The sequence below is a fragment of the Rosistilla oblonga genome (assembly GCF_007751715.1).
Classification (GTDB): Bacteria; Planctomycetota; Planctomycetia; order Pirellulales; family Pirellulaceae; genus Rosistilla; species Rosistilla oblonga.
This window is the reverse complement of the sequence record NZ_CP036292.1, coordinates 4,333,093-4,348,751: the sequence shown is the minus strand read 5'-3', so window position 1 is coordinate 4,348,751 and position 15,659 is coordinate 4,333,093. Positions and strand designations below refer to the sequence as shown.

Below are 15,659 nucleotides of genomic sequence, written 5' to 3'. Positions count from 1 at the left end.
TGAAAGAATCCGAGGGAGTTTGGCGATGTCGAATCTGAGCCCAGAAACCGCTGCGAAGCTATCGGAATTCGGAAGCCGACAGAAACGCTTGCTGATCGTACGCGCATTGTGCGTCGGCGTCGTCAGCCTGTTGGTGCTGATGTCGCTTGTCGCGTTTGTCGATTGGTTGTGGATCCTTTCCAACAAAACACGCTGGTCCTTGAGTCTGGCCGCGTATGCGATCGCTGCCCTTGCCGTTTGGTGGACTTCGCTGCGGCGTTGGTTCACTCCCCAAGATCCGCAATCGTTGGCCGCTAGTTTCGAAGTTGCAGAGCCTGAGTTGCGGGAGAACCTGTTGTCGGCGGTCGAGCTTTCGCAAGAGAACGCCGCGACAAACGGCTCGAGCCAGTTCCGTCAGCTATTGCAAGATAAAGTTGCCAGCAACATCGGCCGTGTCGACGTCCGCAGTCTGTTGCCGATCCGTTTGATCGGGCGTTGGTTGGTCGGCGCGATCGCGCTAACGTGTCTGTTCGGGATTGTGTTATCGCTGCCGGGGTTGTCGTTCCGGCAATTGATCACTCGGGCGATGGTACCCGGAGCAAATCTCGATCGTGTCTCGAGCACCAAGGTCCGCGTGCTGCAACCGAGTCCCGCGTCGCAGATCGTGCCTCGTGGCGAGACGATCGGAATCGTCGTCGAGATTTCGGGGCCGGAAACGAACGAGGTGACGTTGGAATCGTACGGCGAATCGGCGGGGCTGACCCGACAAACGATGCGAGCGCAAGGCGAACGGCGGTTTGCGGCGAACATCACCGTCCGCGATCCACAGGTCGACTATCGAATCCTCGCCGGCGATGCGATCACGCGGCACTACACGCTGCAGTCGCGGCCGCGTCCGCGAGTCGAAGGATTCCAAAAAACGTACCACTATCCCGACTACACCCAGTTGGCTGATGAAACGATCACCGAGACGCATGGCGATCTGATCGCGTTGGAGGGGACGCAAGTCGATCTGTTGCTGGGGACCGACCAACCGATCTCGCATGCTCAGATTTTGATCGAGACGATGGGGACCGATAAGCTTTGGACGATCGATGCGGTCGCTCGCGAAGACGGCCTGCTCGCGGCGACGATTCCGATTCGCCAAGCCGGCGTGTTTAAGGTCCTTCTGGAATCGGAGGAGACCGGATTCGAGAACACCTTCAGTCCCAAATATGAGATTCGCCCCGAACCGGACATGATTCCGAGAGTCGGTTTTTTGCAGCAACAGGAAACGACGCTGCTGCGTCCCGCCAACGATATCGTTCCGTTGATGGCGCTGGCCGAAGACGATCTGCCGCTGGATACGCTGCGACAAATGGTCTCGATCAATGGCGGGCGATGGACCGCGACGCCGCTACAGATCTCGCCTGCCGCGGTGGTTCGGAAGAACTGGGAGATGGATCTGTTGTCGCTGAACGTCAAGAGCGGCGACACCGTATCGACGATGTTGGTGGCGATCGACCGCAAGGGACAGCGTGGTGAATCGGTACCGCTGAAAATCGTGATCACATCGGACGACTTCGATCCCAACCGGCACGACGCTCTGACGGTCAAAGCCTTCGTTTTCGATCGGCTGGATCAACTCGCCCGCGACCTGACCGCCAGTTCCGATAGCGCCGACGAGATCTTCAAACGCAACCAAGCGACGCGCCGGTTGACCGATGCGGATCGTGTCGCGTTGATTGATATCGCTGACAAAGTCGAGCAGCAGTCGGGTGATGCGGCAACCGTCGTCCGGACGCTGATGCCGAAGATTCCCGCGGGAATGGACGCTTACGATTTGGAAGTGACTCTGCGGATGCTCTCCGAGATGCAACGGGAGCTGGCGGGCGAGTTGAAGTCGTTCGACGCGGCGTTGGGCGAACTGGAGCCCGATGGCAAGCTGAAAGAGGATCGCTACAAACACTATCACCACCGCTTCAAGCTGGCGGGTGAAACGGCCCGTTGGCTGCAAGACCGTTTCAGCACGATCGTATCGCACGATTTGATGGGCGGGATCGCGATCGATCTCGACGCGATCTACCAACAGCAAAAATTGGTGGCCGATGCCGGGTCGCAAATATCCGAAGCGCGGTTGCGACGTCATCAACAGGTAGCGATCAATTACGTCCACGCGTTGGAAGACTTGATGGAAGAACATGCGGCGCGGATTCGTTCGCGGTCGGAGCGAACCTATGTCAGCCTGCAGGAATTGGTTGCACGGCATCGTGAGAAATTGCAGTTGGGGCTCGACAACGCCGACGATATCCAGCCGCTGCGCCGCGCGAGCGAACAGTTTTCAAAAGAGCTGCACGCTCGACTGAATCAATCGATGGCCGATGGAAGCCTTCCCGAACAACTGGGCAGGGCGAGATTGGAACTCGTGCGACGGGCGGGAGTTCTCGCCGACCCTGTCGATCTTGCCGCGCGGCATGCGGGTGAACTCGTCGACGCGCGGCGGAAGATGTTGGCCGCCAAAGACTCCGCCGAACTCGCTCAAACACGAGAAGTGGTCGATCGTGCGCGGGAGGCTTTTGATTGGCGGGTGCGTTCGCTGCGCGATCAGATCGCCGATCGTCGAACCGCTCAGGAAACTCGGCCCGATCCGCTGCCGATCATGCAGGCCGATCTCAGCCTTACCCAACGAGCGATCGACCACGTCGTCGCTCAATTGGATGGAGATCCCACTGATGACGCGGCGCGGCAGACGCTCGACGACATGCGAACGATCCGCGATGCGTTGCGACAATTAGAGGTTGGGCATCAACTTGCCGCGTTGCAACCGCTGGCTGGCAAGTTGTTGGCTCAAGAGCGATGGGATTCGCAAGCATTTGTCTCGCGGATCGAAGGGCCACGCTTATGGGACGGAATCGTCAAAGAGGTCGAGGTTGCTGCGGCGATCGCCAAATCGGCGGACTATCCTCGCGAGACCGTCAATCACATCAACGAACTGCGTTGGGGCGATCCGTTGAACAAGGCGGGCGAACGGATCACGATGCGTCGTTGGCGACGCGAATCGGTCTCGGCGGCGGCTGGAGTGGAAGTCTTGGCGACGCGTTTCCAAGAACGGCTCACCGAGATCGCTCCGATTATGGCGGACGCTCGGAAGCGGATCGCCGCTCTGATTCCGAACATTCCTCAACTGGCCGATGATTTGGCGGAGAAGACGCGGCAGTTGGAAGAGCAGACGAAGGCGTTGGCTGAGGAGGCGAAGGCGGAGGAAGCGAAGGCCAAGGAGGAGAACAAGACGCCGGAGAATGCGGATGCGGCGGAATCGGAGCAGGATCCCGAAGCGGATGCGGCTGAGTTGGCGCGGCAGGAAAAGTTGGCAGCTTTGCAGGAACAGCAACAGAGTCTGAGCGAGGAGCTTCAGGAGCTGCTGGCGGCGCTCGCCGAGGATGCCAGCAACCAAGATCTGATGGAAGACGAGGGACGTCAGCGGGCACGCGATGCCGACGATAGCATCGGGATGATCCAACAGCCGGCGGAAACGAGTGCTGAAGAACTGCAAGCTGCGGCTGAGGCGAAATCCGCGCAGCAACAGGCCGATGCGCTGCAGAAGGCTGCCGACCAGCAGGAACAACTAGCCGACGCCTTGGAGCAGGTGGCGGAGCATTTTGAGAAGCTGGATGCGGGAGAGGATGTCGCGGAGAGTCGCGAAGCACTTCGCCAGGCGGAGATGGAGTTGCCGAACGCTCGCGAGCTGGAGAAGGAATACGCGCGGCTAGAGAGGCTGAATAACATCGCTGAGCAAGCGCAGTCGGAACAGCAGCGTTTGTTGGAACAGTTGGAGCGGGAACTGCAGAAGAGCCCCGAGATGCAAGCGGCTCTTTCGGATATCGCTGCCGAAGCAACGGCCCAAGCCCTGCAGGCGTTGGACTATGCGAAAGAACAAGAGGATCAAGCCCGGCGTTCGTTGGAGCAATCCGATCCCAAGGTCCTCAGCGAGAAACGGAAGCTGCAGCAGGATCTGCAACAGGTAGCTCGCGAAGCGTCCGCGGTTGCCGACCGAATGCTTTCGATCGCGGGCAACCATGCGAAAAAGGGGGACCAACCGATAACTGCGAAGAAGTTGACCGATGCGCGAGAGCAACTGAAAGCTGCCGCCGATGCGGCGCGGAGCGTTACCGATAACGATCTGCTGAACGACATGCAGGATACTGTCGACGATGTGAATCAGAAGCTGCAACGCGCGGCCGAGGCGGTTCAACAAGCGGCCACGGATTCGAAGCAGGCTGCGAAAGAAGAGGTCGCCGATCAGAATCAAAAGGATCGAATGAAACGCGACGCCGAAAACGACGCGAAGAATCTGAGAAACCAGATGATCCAAGAGTTCCGTCGCGAAGAGCAGCACGCTAACAACTACCAGAAGCAAACCGAGCAGCGGATCCGCAACGCGGAAAACACTCTACGCACTCGGCAACGCGAAGCTGACAAAGCGCAGCAGGAGGCGAAAAAGTATCCCGACAACGAGTGGCATCAGGAAAATGCAGCAAACACACAACAGCGAGCCGAACAGGCGCAAGCGGTTGCTGAAGCGGAAAAGCAGTTGAACGAAGATGCCAAGCAACGCAAGCAGGCAGCGAGTGAGAAGCGGCAGCAGATGGAGAAGTTGGATCTGGGGAAATTCGACGCCGAAAATCCCGCCGCTCAGATGACGCAGCGGGTCGCGGAGAAGGCGGGATCGATGCTGGAGCAATTGGCAGACAAGATGGACGCCGCGGCAAAACGGCCGACTTCCGATCAACAACTGGCGGCGCCGGCCGACGCTTTGGAAGCGACACAGCGAAAGCAGCAGAGCCTTGGCGAAGATGTTCGCGTTGCGTCGGAAGATCTCGCCCGGGCAGCGCGGCACGAACAACGGATGAAACAATCACCGGCGACCGCGGCGCAGCTGGACCAAGCCGCGAAGCAAGTCGGCAAGGTAGCTGAGGAGCAGATCGCGGCGGCCGAGAAAGCTGCTGGATCCGCGGCCGAAAAGTCGCGGCAGCAAGAGGATAAGCCGGCGGGGGAATCGCCAACGCCTTCGGCTCAGGCTGCCGAAGCGGTGCAACAAGCGAGCGACGCGATCGGCGAACAAGCCGAAAACGTGGCCGATATGTTAGCTCAATCACAAGCTGCCAACGCGGCGGCTGAGCAAGCATCGGCGGAGCCGAACTCACCTTCTGCGACAAGCGAAAGCGGTGACTCGGAATCCGGTGCTGCAACTGGCGAAGCGGCTTCGACGCCTCCATCGCCTGCGGGGACTCCGCCCGCGGGAGAGGATAGTGCATCAAAGTCTCCGGCTGGAGAGGCCGATGCAAAACCAACGGGGATGCAGAGCGAAGAACCCGCCGCGGCAAGCTCGCCGGCGGGAAGTGCTGGTTCGCCGGCGGAAGCTTCATCGTCGGGCGGAAAGCCCGCGGGACAAGCTTCTCCGACGGCTCCACGAGCCAATGAATCCTCAGTCGCCCGAGGCGAACGATTAGCTGAGATGTTGGACGATCTCGATCGAGCGATCGCAGCGAGTTCAAATCGGTCCGAACCATCGGGCGAGTCGGGACAAGCGGCGTCGGCGTCCAGCGCTTCGATGCCCAGCGTCGCTCAGATGGCGGCGAACCAGGCGGCTGCGATGTCGAAGCGAAGATCTGAGAACCAACAGCAGAGTGATCAACCGTCACCGGCGGGTGAGGACTCGATGAACGCTGGTGAAGGAGCGGAATTGGAGGCGATGGCGGACGGGAAATTGCCAGCGGGGGCTCCCGAACGCAACGGCAGCGACTGGGGCAAGTTGCGTGAAAAGAACGCCGAAAACGCAACGGCGGGCAGCCGTGGCGAATTCGCTAGCCAATACAGCGATCAAATCAAAGCGTACTTCAAAGTGATCGCCGAACGGTCGCGAAAGTAACCTGCAACGTCGGCTCGATCGAAGGAAGCGTCTGCGATCGCTTATTCGATCTTTGTGAAGAACAACAGCCGGAAATCCATCACTTGATCGCCGGGGATCTCCAACGCCTTCAATTGCAATTGGCCGGGACCCTCGGTCAATTCGATCCGCCCCAGCGTGACGACTTTAAAATCTTTGACGTAGGATTCGGGGCGTTTGACGCGGTCGTTCTCGAATCCACGCAGCGGTGGATCGTGGGCTTCGGTCAATTGGCACGTCAATTTGCTTTCGCCAAACGACAGTTCGATCGTCGAACCGATATCTTCGGCTGGGCAGGTGTAATGCAGTTGCACCTCGTAGATGCCGCTGGCGCCAACGGTTGCATCCCAGGAGATGACCTCATCGGTTTGTGTCCAGTTCTTCAGATACGAACAGTTTGGAAAACGATTGGATCGTTGGATCCCGCCGTTGAAGTTCGCATCGCGAGCGGGGACTTGCGTGTACCGATAATCGGCGTGACCGATTGGGAAGGGACGCTGGTCGTCGTCGTATCCGGCGGCGACATTGGTTTGATAGGATTCGGCCGCCGCGACCAGTTCCGCCATGACCTCGGGGAACTTCTCGGCGACGTTGACGCGTTGCTGCGGATCGGTTGCGATCTCGAACAACTCGCCGCGATTGTCCAATCGGAACCGTTGATTGCGAACGCTGACCTTATTCTTCCAGTGGGAAACGATCTTGCGATCGGGCCAGTCGGCGTCGTCGCTGGTCAGCAGCGGTGCGAGCGAACGTCCGTCCAACGGCTTCGAACCGCCTACCTTCTGCCCGGTCAATTCGGCCAGCGTCGGTAACAGATCGATCGCCGCGGCGATTTGAGAAACTTGTTTCCCCGCCGGAATGCTTTTGGGCCAACGGATAAACAGCGGTGATCGGACGCCTCCTTCATCGGTCGCTCCCTTGCGTCCTTTCATCCCTTCGTTCCAACGCCAACTGTTGGGGCCGTTATCGCAGAAGTAGATTACGATCGTGTTGTCGGCGATCTGCCACTGGTCCAGCTTGGCCAACATGCGGCCGACGTTGTCGTCGATGTTTTCGCACATCGCCAACGCGGCACGTGTGAAATCGACGTCCTCCTTTTGCGGATCGCGGTGACGCATCGCCAGCGGCTTGTCTTTGAAGCGATCCCAATACGGATGGGGAACCTGCATCGGAGCGTGCGGCGTGTTGAACGGCACGTAGGTGAAAAACGGTTTGTTCTGCTTCACGCTGGACTCCATAAACGCGATCGCTTTGTTGGTGAAGTCGTCGATGCAAAACCCGTCGCCTTGAACGATCAGTCCGTTATGGTCCAACGGCGGGCTGAAGTAATCGCCCCAGTGACCGCTGCAAAAACCGTAATACTCATCGAATCCGCGGCCGTTGGGATGATAGGGATACTGCATTCCGTTGTGCCATTTCCCAAACGCTCCGGTCGCGTAGCCTCCGTCGCGGAAGGTCTCCGCGATCGTCCGCTCGTCGAGATTCATCCGCTCGCCGCCGGCCGACGTACTGTAGACTCCGCTTCGCGCGTGGTAGCGCCCCGTCAAAAATTCGGCTCGCGTTGGCGAGCAGACTGGGCAGACGTAGAAGCGGTCGAAGCTGGCCCCATCGCGGGCCAAGCTGTCGATGTTGGGAGTGCTTAAGTTGGTGTTGCCGTTGACGCTTAGATCGCCCCATCCCTGATCATCGGTCAGGATGACAAGCACGTTGGGTCGGTCGTTGGACTGGGCCCGAAGTGACGACATGAAAACGGTTTGTGCGAACAGGGCTGCAAGCGTCGGAACAACGAGTGTCGTCATTGTGTGTAGCAAACGACGTGGGAATGTTCGGCGGAAACCGGACGTTCCAGAAACACGCGTCGACGTGGCAAGGAACTGGATCATGTTGAATCCTCTCAATGGAATGGCGGATGCCGTACGGACTATCGGTCAGTGGCATTCGTTTCAATCACGCGGCTCGCCACTCTTGGTGGCGACGTTTGCACGTATAAAAACAAGAGATCACGGCCGGCAAACCGAACGCCGATCCCTTGGTGGCAACGAACCGAACTCCGTTCCCGTCCAAAGTGTCTTCTCTTGGATTTCACAAGTCAATTCCCGGCGGCAATTGGAGCATGTCCAAATGCAGGCGATTCCATTCACTCACACGCTCCCTATCACGCAATCCACATCGCGCGGTTTTCTTACTGCACCTTATCTGTGATGGTACGTTTCATGATCGCTCACCGAGCACCAAGACGTCCCCGATAACTCTCCAGTCCGTGCGACGATCGACTAGCGGTCGACCGCTCTCTTCACCGGGCGGTTGCTATGACGGCAGGTGATGAAACGCAAACGCGTCGAATGCCTCGGCAGCTCCAGTGCAGTCTGCGGTTCGCTTCTTTGCGACAGATGACGTCGACCAGCATTGCGGATACGTGCCGCATATTATTGGGTTCTCTGGCTTGCTCTTACGCAATTCGATCCAGGGCGTTAATCTCTGCAGATGACTACTGACATCTGGATAGTGACGTGTATTCTGCTGGCGACAATCATTGCATTCGTGCTTGACCGTTTCCGGATGGACTTGGTTGCATTTGTTTCGCTGTTGGCGCTTCTGCTCACGGGCATCCTCTCACCAGCGGAAGCAACCGCGGGATTTTCAAACTCGCTGGTCCTGATGATCGCGGGACTCTTCGTGGTGGGGGGAGCGATCCTGGAGTCTGGCGTCGCCGATGTCGCGGGCAGGTGGTTAGGGCGACTTGGCGGTACTTCCACGACCCGGCTAACGGTCGCCGTGATGCTTGCCAGCGCGTTGCTTTCGGCATTTCTCAGTTCGACGGGGACCGTCGCGGTGATGTTGCCGGTTGTCCTGAGTCTCTGTCGCCGCGCCGAAGTTTCGCCGTCCAAGTTGCTGATCCCTTTGGCGTTTGCCGCTTCGCTGGGAGGCATGCTGACGCTGATCGGTACACCGCCCAACATGGTCGTCAATCAGGAGCTACGGGGCGCGGGACTGGAGACCTTTCAATTCTTTTCATTTGCCCCTGCCGGACTTCTGATGCTGGCTCTCGGCATTGTTTTTATGTGTACCCTGGGCACGCGTTTGCTGCCAGCGCAAGCGACCACTGCCGCAGACGTTGGCCGAAATCAAGGTCTCGTGTCACGTCCCGAACTCATTCACAGTTACGGCGTCGACGGACAAATTTGCGAAATCCGTATCCCACGCGGATCGAACTTCGCCGAGCGCACGCTTCGCGAACTTGGCCTCCGTAGCACCTTTCATGTCAACGTGCTGGCCGTTTCCACGCCCGATAAGATTCGATCCCGTGTGCGGTCGGCGATTGTACGCAAATGCTCTCCTGAAACGCTTCTACATGTTGGCGATACGCTATTCATTAAGTCGGCGAACGAGGAAGCCATTTCGAAACTGATCCGCGAAGGGCTGGTCGAGATGGTGACCACGTCGGCGAGCTTGCCAAAGGTCGTCCATCTAGCTGAACTCATCATTCCGCCGCGTTCAAAATTTGTCGCTCGGACCGTACGGGATTTGGATTTCTTTCGTGTGTATGGGGCGGTGGTGCTGGCGCTACGCAAAGGAAACCAACCTGTCAGCACTCGGACATCGGACACTCCCTTGCATCCTGGTGATACGTTGCTGGTCGCGGCTAATGCAAGCGCGTTGAAGCGACTTGGCAAATCGCGAAACGATGTTTTGCTGGTCAGCGAGCAAGCCGAAGAAGGAGACGCGCCGCTCAAGCCGGTTGCCTACTGGGTCATCGGCATCCTGGTTGGAATGCTGATTGCGATGAGTACCGGCCTCTCGGAAAACGTAACCGCCGTGCTGGTGGCCGCGACTTTGATGGTGATTGCTGGAGCGTTTCGTGGAACCAATGCTTACCAGAGCATCAACTGGCAGAGCATTGTGCTGATTGCGTCCGTCATGCCGCTGGCGACCGCGCTCGATAAGACCGGGGCATTCGATTTGGTGGTGGACGCGATTGTGGAGAGCCCTGGCCTGACGAGTCCGTGGGTACTTCTGTTGTTGCTCTTCGTGGTGACCTCGATCCTAAGTCAAGCGATCTCTAATACCGCGACCAGTGTCCTGATCGCACCGCTTGCACTCGAACTTGCCGCGCAGCTTGACGTCTCGCCCTATCCATTGCTGATGGGTGTCGCGTTAGCGGCGTCGACGGCATTTTCCACGCCCGTTGCATCGCCGATCAACGCTTTGGTCGCTGGTGCAGGAAGCTATCGATTCGGAGACTTCTTAAGAGTAGGCGTTCCGCTTCAACTGCTGATTCTCATCGCGACAATCGCCATTGTGCCGTTGCTTTTTCCGTTTAGCCCATGACCGCGGCTGAAACACGTTCGGCTTGACGGTCTCCGCTGCGCGGTGCTGGAAATCTTTGCCGTCGTTATCCCTGGGGGCGATGTGGTCCATCGTGGTGGACGACATCACAAATACGAATTTGCATCGCTCGCCGTCCGTTCACTGGCACGGTTCTATTGGCGTTCTTCCATCGCATCGGTCCTGGCGAGCTCGACGTCGAACGCAAATGACGCGGTAATCCGAGATAGCCGTTGCGGCAACTCGCCCGAAGCGGATGAAGGTGTGATAGATTGGATCAGTCAATACAACCAGCGGAACAATAGGTGCTGCAATTAGTGGTGGATCATGTCACGAGTTCCGTGCTGTGGGACTCGCGACCTGATCCACGAAGTCAGTGACTTGTATTGGTTCGTTCACGCAGCTCCGACCGGCGGATCGGTCGCGCGATAGTACCCCCAAAACAAAGGACTCTCAGCATGAAAAAGCACGACTCGAAGCCGACGACAACGGATGCGGGCTGCCCCGTCGCAAGCGACGAGCACTCGTTGACTGTCGGACCCAATGGCCCGATTTTGCTGCACGACCATTATTTGATCGAGCAGATGGCCAACTTCAATCGTGAACGCATTCCCGAACGACAACCGCACGCGAAAGGTTCCGGGGCGTTTGGGCATTTTGAAGTGACCCACGATGTCAGTGCCTACACCAAGGCGGCTGTGTTCCAACCGGGGACGAAGACCGACACGTTGATTCGGTTCTCCACCGTGGCCGGCGAACGTGGGAGCCCCGACACCTGGCGTGACCCGCGCGGCTTTTCGGTGAAGTTCTACACCAGCGAAGGCAATTACGACATGGTCGGGAACAACACGCCCGTCTTCTTCCTGCGCGATCCGATGAAATTCCAGCACTTCATCCGGTCGCAAAAGCGACGCGCTGACAACGGTCTGCGCGACCACGATATGCAATGGGATTTCTGGTCATTGTCGCCCGAGTCGGCTCATCAAGTCACATGGTTGATGGGCGATCGCGGAATTCCCAAGACCTGGCGAAACATGAACGGCTACTCCAGCCACACCTACATGTGGGTCAACGCTTCCGGAGAACGCTACTGGGTCAAGTATCATTTCAAGACCGACCAAGGAGTCGACTTTCTCACCCAAGACGAAGCCGATCGCTTGGCAGGAGCTGATGGCGATTATCACCGACGCGATCTGTTTGACGCCATCAAGCGAGGAGAGCATCCGAGTTGGACGCTGAAGATGCAGATCATGCCGTACGAGGAGGCTAAGACCTATCGGCTGAACCCTTTCGATTTGACCAAAGTTTGGCCGCATGACGACTATCCGCTTCACGAAGTCGGTCGTCTGACCTTGAACCGCAATCCGACCGACTTTCATACGGAGATCGAGCAGGCTGCATTCGAGCCAAACAACCTTGTGCCGGGTATCGGCATCAGCCCAGACAAAATGTTGCTTGGCCGCATGTTTGCTTACGCCGATGCCCACCGGCATCGACTCGGCGTGAACTACAAACAGATTCCCGTCAACGCTCCGCAATGTCCGGTGTTCAGCTACAGCAAGGATGGACAAGGTCGAACGCAAAACGTCTCCGATCCGGTTTACGCACCGAACTCGAAAGGTGGTCCGGCGGCGGATTGCCAGCGCTATCCCGAGGATACAACCTGGGCCGCCGACGGCGAGTTTACCCGCGCGGCGTACACGCTGCGAAAGGACGACGATGACTTTAGTCAGGCTGGCACGCTCGTTCGAGAGGTGATGGATGACGCATCGCGTGATCGATTGGTTTCCAATGTGGTTGGCCATCTGAAGGCGGGCGTTACGGATCCGGTACTCGAACGTGCGTTCACCTACTGGCGAAACGTGGACGAAGAGATTGGCAATCGCATAGCAAACGGAGTCAAAGGATCCTGAATCCCAGGCGATACGGCCGGTGGCAATGATGCTCGCTCTTTGAGTCTGCTCGAGGTTGCTTCTGCGACAGGTCTGGCGTTGCGTTGGGTGAGACGACCGGCGAGACGCGCCAATGCACGAGGGTGCATTTGGGAGACACTATCCAGACGATGCGTAAACTGACGGGCGAATACTTATTTGTTTCGCTGTTTCGCGCGTGTGCGGAGTCCTTGGCTATCGAGAACGCTAGTCGATTGGCTGCGATGCAACGCGCCGACAATAATATTGAAGAGCTGCTTCTGTCGCTCAACGCCTCCTCTTGTCGTCAGCGACAAAGCAGTATCGACGAAGAACTCTTCGACGTCGTATCTGGTTTCGAGGCGTTGGAACCTTGAACAACATCGTTACGCTACAAGCAACGTGCCGTGTCAAAACAGCGGATGCCAGAGGACGTTATGCGATGGAACTGCTTTTGTTCATTCCAATAGAAGCCAATAACCGCCTATAACAATGAAAAGTGTGGAAACTAGCGCGATGCCCGATGCGACGACACGGATGGCTGTTGGGCTCTTCACGCCGACTAACTTCACCAGATTGCGCCCCGCTTTTTCTGATTGAAAGAACCGTGTGGGAAGCGTGGCGATTCCCGCTCCGATGACAGACCCCAAGGTGCCAAACGTTATCAAGATACATCCAAAACCAGGGCGGACCTCATCCACAAAAGAATCTTGGCGGTACCAGTAAACGACGGCAGAGATGGCTGCTGTCAAGAGGCTGGCTTTCCACGCGATCGACTTCGTCGTTTGCCACTGAGGTAGCCCAAAGGATTGGCGACGACCGATCGCGGTGTCGATTTCAATGCGGACTTCTGCGAGACATTCATTGCAGGCGCGAACCGCGTATTCGCTGACGCGGCGGTTGCCGATCGCGCGAGTCATCGTCGAAGGAACGAAGAGTCGAACCAGCAGGGTGAATATATTAGCGAACGCTCGGGTGATCAGGCGGTCTAGGCCAGATTGGCCCATGCGGCTGCTAGCGGATTCGCTCCTTTTGACAGCTCTGTCGAAAGACAAACCATTGATTGCCCCTTGAATTTTCATTGCGACGGTTCCCGTGCCCGCACGAATTTCGAGTTGCGTCACTTGTAGCTTCAGATCGACGTCGCGAACCGGAACGTCGGTGATCGATTTGAGGTGCGCGCGAATTTGGCGCTCGACCTCGGATTCCAATAGCTGCGGATCTGCGATCGTTGTTGGCGCTTTGTATTCGATTTGAATCGATTGCATTAGATTGCAAACTTCCGGGGCGATAGGTTCAACTTCTGCGTTTGGTATTCGGGAACACGTCGTGCGACTATCGGATTCCGAACAAAAAACCTGCGATACGTTCCGCATCTTTCTGCAGGTTGACAATGCTTACAGGGTCATTGTGACGCGATTTCAAAGCCTGAAACGAAATCACGTTCTGCCATGAGAGCATCAGCGAACCGTCGAGTGATTCGATACTCCATCCCGGATGGTCGCATAGGAATTCGGCAAATTGGTGTGTCACCACGTCGGCGGCGCGATCGGGTTGATTGCTGCGTAGTACGTGTTTGGCCGAGAACTTTCGCAAACTCTCGGTTCGATCCAAATCGATGTCTTGCCAACCCGCCAGGGCGGAAATTTTCGAAACGAAGTTTTCCGGAAAGATGTAGAACTCGGGTAGGGTCGAATCGGTATCTGGATAAACGAAACAGAACTCACGATGGGTTTGGTGGCTGTCGTTCGTCCGCGTTGTCCACTTAAACCATCCCATCAAACTCTCGCGATCGAGCGACGGCCCCGTAAGAACGAATTCAAAATTTCCACCGGCGCGTTGCTTCAGGAACTCAAAATCTGGGAGATCTTCAACGGAGATCGAGGACGATCTTTGCCAACGTAATTGAGCAGCAACCTGGTCGATCACCGCCGCACGCTGCTCGCGTGACTTTCCTGCAAAAAACTTCGTCAATAGATTAACACCCACCAGGAAAAGCACTCCTGCAGCGGAGGATCCGATCGGCCAAACCCAGGACGGTCGGCGATACCCACGGCCTTCGAATTCCTGCGTTGTGTCCAACGTGTCGACGATACGGACTGTCGAAGGGTCGCTGTATCCGATCAGTGAGGAAGCATTCGGTGAAAAGATTGCGTTCCCCAAAGGGAACGGCCGCTTGTCCCATAACTGTGTTGCCGTGTCGCCCGACAGGTCCCAAAGTTGTGAACCGCCAGCTCGTTTTAGTTGCAGCAGTAATTCGGTGCCATCGGCGGATAAGGCGATGGTATCGACTGCGTTCGTGCCCGAGTAGAGTGTTTCGAGTGGTTCGCCCGCCAGCGAATAAAGGGTGGTCTGAGACGGTAATCGATCGCGTCCTGACACGATTAGCAAACGATCGGAATCGCCTGGCACAAACGCCAAATGACTGACCTCGGATTCGAACATCAGCGTGCGAACCTCGGATTCGGGATTTCGGCGGTCCCACAAGTAGACAGGGAACTCTGTTTGATCGTAGGAATTCGAGTCGACCGTCATTGCGATCCAATTTCCGTCGGGTGTGATCGCTACTTTTTCAAAACGCGTGCCTTCGGCGACAAGCGATGGAAGTGCGGTTTGCGTTTCAAGATCCCAAACGTGAAGTTGATCCTTGCCGCTGACAGCGAGAATTTTTTCGTCGCGGTCGACTGCGGCTGCTCGAAGCTGAAGGTCCGAACCGCTGTGCAAGGTGGTGATCGGTCGGAGATCGGGTTGCAACAATTCGATCGAGTCCCAGGAAAGAACGACGACGCGATCCGACTTGGGCAAGACGACGGTTTTTGTGAGATAGCCTCGCGTGGAACGACGGGCCATTTCTCGCCCCGTTTCAAGGTCCAACAGTACCATCTGCCCTGGGGTAACAGCGTGGGATGATCCACGCTCGAGCAAGCAATGCATCAGCGCCGCAGAACCAGAACTGTTCAGGAATCGGATCCAGATGACAGGCCCCTCGCCCGCGGCAAATTTCGTTACCTTGCGTTTTTCCTCTAGATCCCATACCACGACTTCAGAAAAGTCGTCGGCGGCGCCGGCCGATACGATTGTTGTTCCGTCGGAACTGACATCGATCGCGCGAATCGGAAAAGCGTGGGCGGCTCGATAACGAATCATTCCCCAGGCCAGACCTGTTACCAGAAGCACTGCGACCGTCCCCAACGCAACCCAAGTGACCGGCGATTTGGGAGTTCTCTTCACCTCAAATTTCCGGTGCGAAGTGGCTGGCGTTACCCTCGTGGAAACTGCAGTTTTTCCGGCGGTTTGCTTGCGTCTGGAACGCAGCAATTGAAAGCCCATGAAGAGTGTTGCTCCACCACATACGGTCGCCCATCCCCACAAGCTCCAGAACCGATTCGCTTCGACATGGGTTGGTTCGCGTCGATCGAAAAGGACTTCGATCAATTGACCTTGCTGCAGTCCTGTGAAAGCTCTATTGATCGTTCCCTCCATCTGCCCATGTCCCGCGACATGATAACGGATGGAGT

Annotated in this window: 7 protein-coding genes; 4 read left to right on the top strand and 3 right to left on the bottom strand. The window is 57.2% G+C overall.

Annotated elements, in window-relative coordinates; all coding sequences use genetic code 11:
• The first annotated feature begins 25 nt into the window (after window positions 1-25).
• A complete protein-coding gene (locus CA51_RS15280; protein ID WP_145122027.1) occupies window positions 26-5,887 on the top strand; it encodes a hypothetical protein in 5,862 nt (1,953 codons plus the stop codon).
• Window positions 5,888-5,928: 41 nt separating this feature from the next.
• On the opposite strand, the gene CA51_RS15275 is transcribed toward CA51_RS15280, so the two are convergent.
• Window positions 5,929-7,650 carry an arylsulfatase gene (locus CA51_RS15275; RefSeq protein ID WP_197451210.1) on the bottom strand — a complete coding sequence of 574 codons (1,722 nt, stop codon included), beginning with the start codon at window positions 7,648-7,650 and terminating at the stop codon, window positions 5,929-5,931.
• A 739-nt stretch (window positions 7,651-8,389) separates the two neighbouring features.
• Between CA51_RS15275 and CA51_RS15270 the strand changes: the two genes are divergently transcribed.
• From CA51_RS15270 to CA51_RS15260, 3 genes are all read left to right on the top strand, one after another.
• Window positions 8,390-10,234 carry an SLC13 family permease gene (locus tag CA51_RS15270; protein ID WP_145122023.1) on the top strand — a complete coding sequence of 615 codons (1,845 nt, stop codon included), beginning with the start codon at window positions 8,390-8,392 and terminating at the stop codon, window positions 10,232-10,234.
• A gap of 455 nt (window positions 10,235-10,689) precedes the next feature.
• Window positions 10,690-12,144: a catalase gene (locus CA51_RS15265; protein ID WP_145122021.1), complete on the top strand. Its 1,455-nt coding sequence runs from the start codon at window positions 10,690-10,692 to the stop codon at window positions 12,142-12,144.
• Window positions 12,145-12,293: 149 nt separating this feature from the next.
• The gene (locus CA51_RS15260) at window positions 12,294-12,518 is read left to right on the top strand and encodes a F0F1 ATP synthase subunit gamma (RefSeq protein WP_197451209.1); all 225 of its coding nucleotides are present in this window, start codon (window positions 12,294-12,296) and stop codon (window positions 12,516-12,518) included.
• Between the two features lie 81 nt (window positions 12,519-12,599).
• Here the strand turns inward: CA51_RS15260 and CA51_RS15255 are convergent, their stop codons facing one another.
• Both CA51_RS15255 and CA51_RS15250 read right to left on the bottom strand, forming a co-directional pair.
• Window positions 12,600-13,409, bottom strand: a complete 810-nt coding sequence (locus CA51_RS15255) for a hypothetical protein (protein ID WP_145122019.1) — start codon at window positions 13,407-13,409, stop codon at window positions 12,600-12,602.
• Window positions 13,410-13,476: 67 nt separating this feature from the next.
• On the bottom strand, window positions 13,477-15,372 hold the full coding sequence (locus CA51_RS15250; protein WP_231745719.1) for a WD40 repeat domain-containing protein: 1,896 nt from the start codon (window positions 15,370-15,372) through the stop codon (window positions 13,477-13,479).
• Window positions 15,373-15,659: the final 287 nt, after the last annotated feature.

Excerpts from the sequence above, each read along its gene's own strand:
- CA51_RS15275 (WP_197451210.1), bottom strand. The coding sequence starts at position 7,650 with ATGTCGTCACTTCGGGCCCAGTCCAACGACCGACCCAACGTGCTTGTC.
- CA51_RS15260 (WP_197451209.1), top strand. The coding sequence starts at position 12,294 with ATGCGTAAACTGACGGGCGAATACTTATTTGTTTCGCTGTTTCGCGCG.
- CA51_RS15270 (WP_145122023.1), top strand. The coding sequence starts at position 8,390 with ATGACTACTGACATCTGGATAGTGACGTGTATTCTGCTGGCGACAATC.
- CA51_RS15280 (WP_145122027.1), top strand. The coding sequence starts at position 26 with ATGTCGAATCTGAGCCCAGAAACCGCTGCGAAGCTATCGGAATTCGGA.
- CA51_RS15255 (WP_145122019.1), bottom strand. The coding sequence starts at position 13,409 with ATGCAATCGATTCAAATCGAATACAAAGCGCCAACAACGATCGCAGAT.
- CA51_RS15265 (WP_145122021.1), top strand. The coding sequence starts at position 10,690 with ATGAAAAAGCACGACTCGAAGCCGACGACAACGGATGCGGGCTGCCCC.